Here is a 6,000-nt window from a genome sequence, read left to right as displayed (position 1 = left end):
AGCCGCTGTACCGACTCGTCGGCGATCTGCCGCATGGTTGCGCTGTCGTTGCGCATCCCGCCGGCGATGGTGATGTTCGCCGTGAACCCGTCGATGGAGGCGGGGTGCAGAGCGACGAAGGCCGCATCGGGCGCCCCCACCTCGTCCGGTGGCGCCGATCGCCAGCCGTCCGGCAACGAGAACGAGATCTTGACCGGCAGCGTGCCCGTCATCGTGAACCCACTTCCTTGCTGAGCCTCATCGCTAGCCTAGAACCACTTGCCGAGCGTGTGGTCGTACGCCGAGCCCGCGGCGTCGCCGATCGCGTCCGCGGCGTCACCGACCGTGTCGACGACCTCGCCCGGATCGACGGTGACCTGGAAGCCCACCTTCCCGCCGAGGCCGAGTCCGACACCGACCTCGCCGCCGACGTGGTACTTGCCGTCGTCGCCCTTGCCGACGTCGACGCTGGCCGAGGCGCCCGCGCCGGCCCACGCCTCGCCGGTCACACCGGCACCGACGCCGCCCACGTCCGCGGCGGCCGACCCCTCGGCCTTCGCGCCGGCGAAAGCCTCCGCGCCCCCGTGCAGGCCGTCCTTGCCGATGGTGGCCTTCGCTTCGGCGTTGGCGCCCACCAGGGCACTGCCCTGGGCTTGGAGGCCGAGAATGCCGTACTCGGCCTTGCCACCGGCCTCGGCCTTGGCGAGATATATGCTGGCCGTCCCTTTCAGCTCCAGGTTTCCGTCGGTGATGCCGGCGACCGCGGAGGCGTCATAGCCGAGCAGCGAGACGCCCGCGTTGCCGGACAGCTTGACGCCGCCCACCGTGGTCTCGCCCTTGGCATCCGCGGACCAGACATTGGCACCGCCGCTGAACTCGGCGATCTTCACCGACCAGCTGACCTTCTTCGGCGCGTCAGGATCTTCCGACGTGGCGTTGGGGTCCTGGTAGCCCCATTGCCGCTTCCGCTTGTCGGCAGGGTTGTTCCCGTACTGCCACAGCTCGTCTTCCTTGACGGTGGTCTGGCCGAGTCCGAGATCCTTGGCGAGCTGCCGCGCCTGGGTCAGCCAGTTCGGGCTGTCCTTGGCGCCGCCGGACAGCTTCTCCAGCTTGGACGAGAGCGTTCCGGCCTCGTGCTCAAGCTGGGTGCGTGCGGTGCTGAGCACCTGCTGCGCTCCCGCGTGGTCGCCTTTTTCCCACTTCTCTATCGCGTCGGCCGCCTGACCCTGCGCCCAGTGGAGCATGCTGGTGTACGACTTGATGGCGCCGGCCGCACCTGCCATGTGGTCAGAGGCGATGTACCAGTTGCCCTTCTCGCCGTTCAGGCTCTTCCAGAACGCGTCGCTGGCCTCTCCGTGCCAGCCGGGGACCTTCACGTCCCGCAGACTGGACCCGACCTTGTCGAACTTGTCCGACCAGTGCTGCATGGTGTCTGCGAGCTCGGTCAGCGCGTGTACGTCACCGGGAATGAGCTCCTTGGGGTCCTTCGTCGACCCGAGTGCGGCTGCCACTGCTTCCCCCGCTCTTGCCTTACTTGCCCTGGTTCGTCTTGACGGAGTTGGCCGCGTCCCGGACCTGCCCGTCCGTGTCCGTCAAGGTGCCCGATGCCGAGATCAGCCCGGCCGCGCGCTGGGCCGTGCTGCCGCTGAGGATCTGCGCGCCCGCCTGCCAGGTAGCGCAGAACGCCACGAACGACGAGGACGCCGAAGAATGCCCGAAGGACGAGCTCCGTCCCGCCGACTCCTCCAGATCGAAACCCTCGGTCGGGCGCAGGGCCTCGACGACGTCTTTGGCGCCCTTTTTGAGAGTTTGTGAATCCGCACCCAGATCAGGATCAGCCACCGATTGCCCTCCCCTTCATCAACTCCTGCCGAAACAGTGCTCATTGACGCACTTAATGATCGGCGCGCGAAGTGTAGCATCGGCACCTACGAGCATCAGAAGGCGAACTCAACGATGAACTTCGACGACCTGCCGCATCCGACGAAACGGCGCAACGTGGTCATCGTCAACGACCGCGAAATACCCCGCCGTTACTTTCTCATGGCTGCCGCTGGTGTCTTCGTTCTCTTCGGCGGCGCTTTCAGTGGGATCGTCTGGGCGAGCTGGTCCGATGCCCGAGAGAACTCCCGCGGTGACGAGGGTGTCTCCGCCCTCGTCGCCCTCGCGCGGCGGCGGGGATGGACGTACCGGGCGCGGGTCGCGGGGGGCGCCGACCGTTACGAGGGAGCCGCACCCTTTCCTGACGTGTCGTCGGGAGTGAGCGTGTGGGACTGCGTCGAGGGCCGGCATCGTGGCCGTACCGTTCGCTGCTTCGAGTACCGCGACGTGCGGACCGTCCAGTCGGCGGGTCCCGGTCGCCCCCTCACGAAGACGTCGTACTACGCCGTCTTCTCGGTCACCGCTCCGGACACCGTCCGGGGTTCCGTGCTCCGCACAGCGGACGCCGACGGCCCGCTCCGATTCGACGGGGGCGAACTCATCACCTGGACCAAGGGCCGACTCCGGGAAGAAGACGTCCTGCCGAAGCTCGATTACCTTTGCGATGTCCTCGACCGCGCGTCTGATTCCCGGTGACGATTCCCGGTGAGGATTTCCGGCAGGCCAAGTGAAGGGCTGCGTCGGCGGGATGGAGGATTCATGAAGCTTCTCGGGTGCCAGTATGCTTCGGGCGTTCTCTCGTCCTGATACCCGGAATGGAGCCCCCCATGGCGATAGCCCGCACGTCCGCAGCAGCATGGAGTATTTCGGCTGTGGCCGCCGGTGTGCTGCTTGTCGGCTGTTCGGGATCGGTCACCGTGGAGAAGTCCGAGCCGAAGCTCTCCGCCGGCAAACTGGCCGACACGGTGTCCGAGAAGCTCGCGGCACAGACGGGCCGGCCAAAGCCGGACGTCACCTGTCCGGAGGACCTCGCGGGCAAGGTCGGCACCACCACCCGTTGCACGCTCACCGCCGACGACGGCAGCACGCTGGGCGTGACCGTGACCGTCTCCTCCGTGAAGGGGAGCCGGATCGACTTCGACTTGAAGGCCGACGACAAGGCCTCGCCGCCGGCGAGCTGACGCGGGCCCCTTCGCGGCGAACAGAGCGGTACGACGCGCGGCGGCGGTGCCTCGGGGGCGCCGCCGCCGCACCATGTCGCCGTCACCGACGGCGCCGGAGAGCCGCCGTCAGGAGGTGCGCGGGCGGCCACCGCGCCTGCGGCGCGCGTCGCGGACCGCCACCGCCGTGCCCGCCAGGCCCGCCACCAGCACCAGGCCCCCCACGACCGTGTACGTCGCCAGGCGGTTGTCGCGTTCCTCGGCCGTCTCGCCGAAGTGCAGGGGGGTGACCGACGGGGCCTCTCCCCTGACCACGCCGTTCTCGGGTTTCGGGGACTCGACGGGGTGCGCCGGGTCCACCTCCGTGAGTGCCTTCACGGGGTCCACCACACCCCAGCCCACCAGCCGGTCACGCCCGGGGATCGCGCGTTCCGCGGTCTGTTCGATCTGGGCGACGACCTGCTGGGCCGTCCAGTCGGGGTACTTGGACTTCAACAGGGCGGCGACCCCCGCGACATAGGGCGCCGAGAAGCTCGTACCGTTGTCCGAGCAGTGGCCGTTGCCCGGGACCGTGGAGATCATGTCGACGCCGGGAGCCGAGACCCCCACGAAGTTTCCCGACTGTGAGAACGCGGCGCGTTCGTTGTTGCGGTCGGAGGCCGCCACCGCCAGGACGCCTTCGTACGACGCCGGGTACGTGACCTTGACGTTGCCGCCCAGGCCGTCGTTGCCGGCGGACGCCACGACGACGACCTTCTGGCCCAGGGCGTAGTCGACGGCGTCCTTCAGCTTCGAGGTCTTCGGGTCGAGCGCCTCGGCCGTGTCCTGGGAGATGTTGATGACGTCGGCGCCCGCCTGGACCGCGTACGTGATCGCCGAGGCCAGTGAGTCGGCCGTGCCGTCGCCCTCGGCGTCGTTCTGCTTGATCGGGATGATCGTGGCGTCCGGGGCCAGGCCCACGAAGCCCGTGCCCTTCGCCGGGCGGGCGGCGATGATGCCTGCCACGCGTGTGCCGTGGCCGACCGTGTCGGTGGTGCCCGACTTGTTGCCGCGGTCTATCTTCTCGCCCTCGCGGTTCTTGTCGGGCAGCAGGTTCTTGCCCTTGGACGCGTCCACAGCCTTGGTGAGCTGCGGGTTCTTGACGTCCACACCGGTATCGATCACGGCCACCTGGACGCCCTTGCCCGTGGACTGCGCCCACAGCTCGTCCAGGTTGACGCGTTGCAGCGCCCACGGCCGGCCCGCGTACGGCTTCGACGGGAACGTGCACTGGCCGTCGTCCGCCCGGGCCGGGGAAGGGGGCAGGGCGAGCACCGTGGTCGCCGCGGTGAGGGCCACCGCGGCGGCCACGACCACCGCTCGGGTCGCGGCTGCCGACGTCCTTGCCTTCAGCATGAGTCCGTTCTCCTCCGCGCGCCGCTACGAACCCTGCGGCTGCCGCGCCGCCGCCTCCGACAGGCGCGGGCCCGTCGGCAGGAAGGTCGACCACTCCAGCGGGATGGGCGTGGGCGTCAGCTTCTCGTAACCGAGGCGGGTCTGGGCGATCTTCGCCTCGGCCAGTTCCTCCTTGCGTTTCTTGGCGGAGGTTCCGATGCCCTTGTCGTCGGTGGCGCTGTCGCTGTTGGACTGCAAGGCGTAGCGCAGGCCCGTGTCGGTGACCAGGAAGACGCCGCCGGCCGTGGTCTCCGTGCCCTGGAACTGCCGGTAGAGCTGACCGGAACCGGCGGTGACGTAGGCACTGGAGGAACCCGTGGGCAGCTGGGCGGGGAAGTCCTTCCCGACCCAGGTGGACAGGTTCCTCGCTCCCTTGGCGCCGACCGACCGCAGCACGTTGCAGACCGTGTTGCGGCCGCTGGTGGCGCTGGAGCCGTCGTTCACCGTCCTCGGCTTGTACGTCGGCCAGTGCTTGTCCTCGTCGAAGGCCGTGCTGTCGGCGACCGCGCCGGGGCTGACCTGCTGCGCCTCGCCGGCCTGACCGACGCCGACGAGCTGACCGCTGTTGAGCAGGAGCGTGGCGGTGAACTCGGAGATACGGGCCACCTCGCCCCGCAGGACGACGTAGTACCGCAACACCTGTCCGTCGTAGGCCTTGATGACCTCGCCGACCTTGTCGTACTGCGCGGGCATGATCCCGGCGTCGGCCTTCGCGCCGGGTGTGCCCTCGATCGGCGGGATGGCGATCGGGGTGCCCTTGCGGAGGGTGTCGAGCCATTCCTGGGAGACGCGCTGCGGGGCACGGCCCCGGGTGTCGAGTGCTTTGAGGAGTTCCTTGTCGCCCGGGTCGGCGAGCTTGTACGCCGTGCCCCGCGCGTCGACGACGTACTGGGTCTTGCCATCCGGGCCGACGACGTACATCAGGTCGCCTTGGGTGAGCCTGTCGGCCCCCTCCGTCTTGGACCACTCCTTCTGCGCGAGGACGAACGCCGCCTTCTGGATGGCCCGGCCACCGTCGGCGGGCCGCTCGCAGACCGCCCAGCGCTTGGCGGCCTCGGCCTCGTCCGGGGAGGGCAGGCGGTCGGGCGCGTACGGGATGCCGATGGTGGCGCCGTGCGGAGGCTTGCCGCTGTCCAGGATCTTCTCGTCGACGGTGATGACGCTGGCCTTGCCCGGGTCCAGGAGCAACTTGGCCGAGGCCATGTTGAGGACGGGGTGAAGCTGTTTCTGCTTGCCCGTCTTGAGAACGACGTACCGGGTGGTCGACTTGCTGGCGACGATGACGTGTTCCTCGGGGGTGTCCCAGCCCTTGGGTGCCGTCGGGCTGAACATGCCGATCGCGCCGAACACCGCGAGGATGACCACACCGACGACGACGCCGGGGACGAGTGCGCCCAGCGGCTTGGGAGCGCCCTCCTCCGAGCCGGAGGGGGAAGGCCGCAGGAAGGACGCCAGCGTGCGGCGCTTCGCGAAGGTGTAGGCGTTGAGTTCGTCCCGCCGTGATGCCATCTGTGTCCGCTCTCTCCCCGTTGCGGAGCCGTGGGGG

6 protein-coding genes and 1 pseudogene are annotated in these 6,000 nt (G+C 69.0%); 2 read left to right on the top strand and 5 right to left on the bottom strand.

Features of this window, described 5'->3' with window-relative positions:
- The 3 genes and pseudogenes from IE294_RS24325 to IE294_RS24315 all read right to left on the bottom strand — a co-directional run.
- Positions 1-212, bottom strand: a pseudogene (locus tag IE294_RS24325) (hypothetical protein); the annotation flags it as partial.
- A gap of 36 nt (positions 213-248) precedes the next feature.
- The gene (locus IE294_RS24320) at positions 249-1,490 is read right to left on the bottom strand and encodes a putative T7SS-secreted protein (protein WP_189889443.1); all 1,242 of its coding nucleotides are present in this window, start codon (positions 1,488-1,490) and stop codon (positions 249-251) included.
- A gap of 19 nt (positions 1,491-1,509) precedes the next feature.
- Positions 1,510-1,821, bottom strand: coding sequence for a hypothetical protein (locus IE294_RS24315; RefSeq protein ID WP_189819829.1), 312 nt, complete (start codon positions 1,819-1,821; stop codon positions 1,510-1,512).
- Positions 1,822-1,857: 36 nt separating this feature from the next.
- On the opposite strand from IE294_RS24315, the gene IE294_RS24310 reads away from it, so the two are divergent.
- Positions 1,858-2,556 carry a hypothetical protein gene (locus IE294_RS24310; RefSeq protein ID WP_189889441.1) on the top strand — a complete coding sequence of 233 codons (699 nt, stop codon included), beginning with the start codon at positions 1,858-1,860 and terminating at the stop codon, positions 2,554-2,556.
- A gap of 131 nt (positions 2,557-2,687) precedes the next feature.
- Complete coding sequence (locus IE294_RS24305) at positions 2,688-3,041, top strand: DUF4333 domain-containing protein (RefSeq protein WP_189819827.1); 354 nt, start codon at positions 2,688-2,690, stop codon at positions 3,039-3,041.
- A 108-nt stretch (positions 3,042-3,149) separates the two neighbouring features.
- On the opposite strand, the gene mycP is transcribed toward IE294_RS24305, so the two are convergent.
- Together mycP and eccB are read right to left on the bottom strand one after the other, a co-directional pair.
- Positions 3,150-4,415, bottom strand: coding sequence for a type VII secretion-associated serine protease mycosin (mycP, locus tag IE294_RS24300; RefSeq protein ID WP_189889439.1), 1,266 nt, complete (start codon positions 4,413-4,415; stop codon positions 3,150-3,152).
- A gap of 24 nt (positions 4,416-4,439) precedes the next feature.
- Complete coding sequence (gene eccB / locus IE294_RS24295; RefSeq protein ID WP_189889437.1) at positions 4,440-5,963, bottom strand: type VII secretion protein EccB; 1,524 nt, start codon at positions 5,961-5,963, stop codon at positions 4,440-4,442.
- Positions 5,964-6,000: the final 37 nt, after the last annotated feature.

Origin of the sequence: Streptomyces canarius, from assembly GCF_014650735.1 — a bacterium.
In the GTDB taxonomy this organism is placed as follows: domain Bacteria; phylum Actinomycetota; class Actinomycetes; order Streptomycetales; family Streptomycetaceae; genus Streptomyces; species Streptomyces olivaceoviridis.
This window is presented reverse-complemented; position numbering and strand designations above follow the sequence as displayed.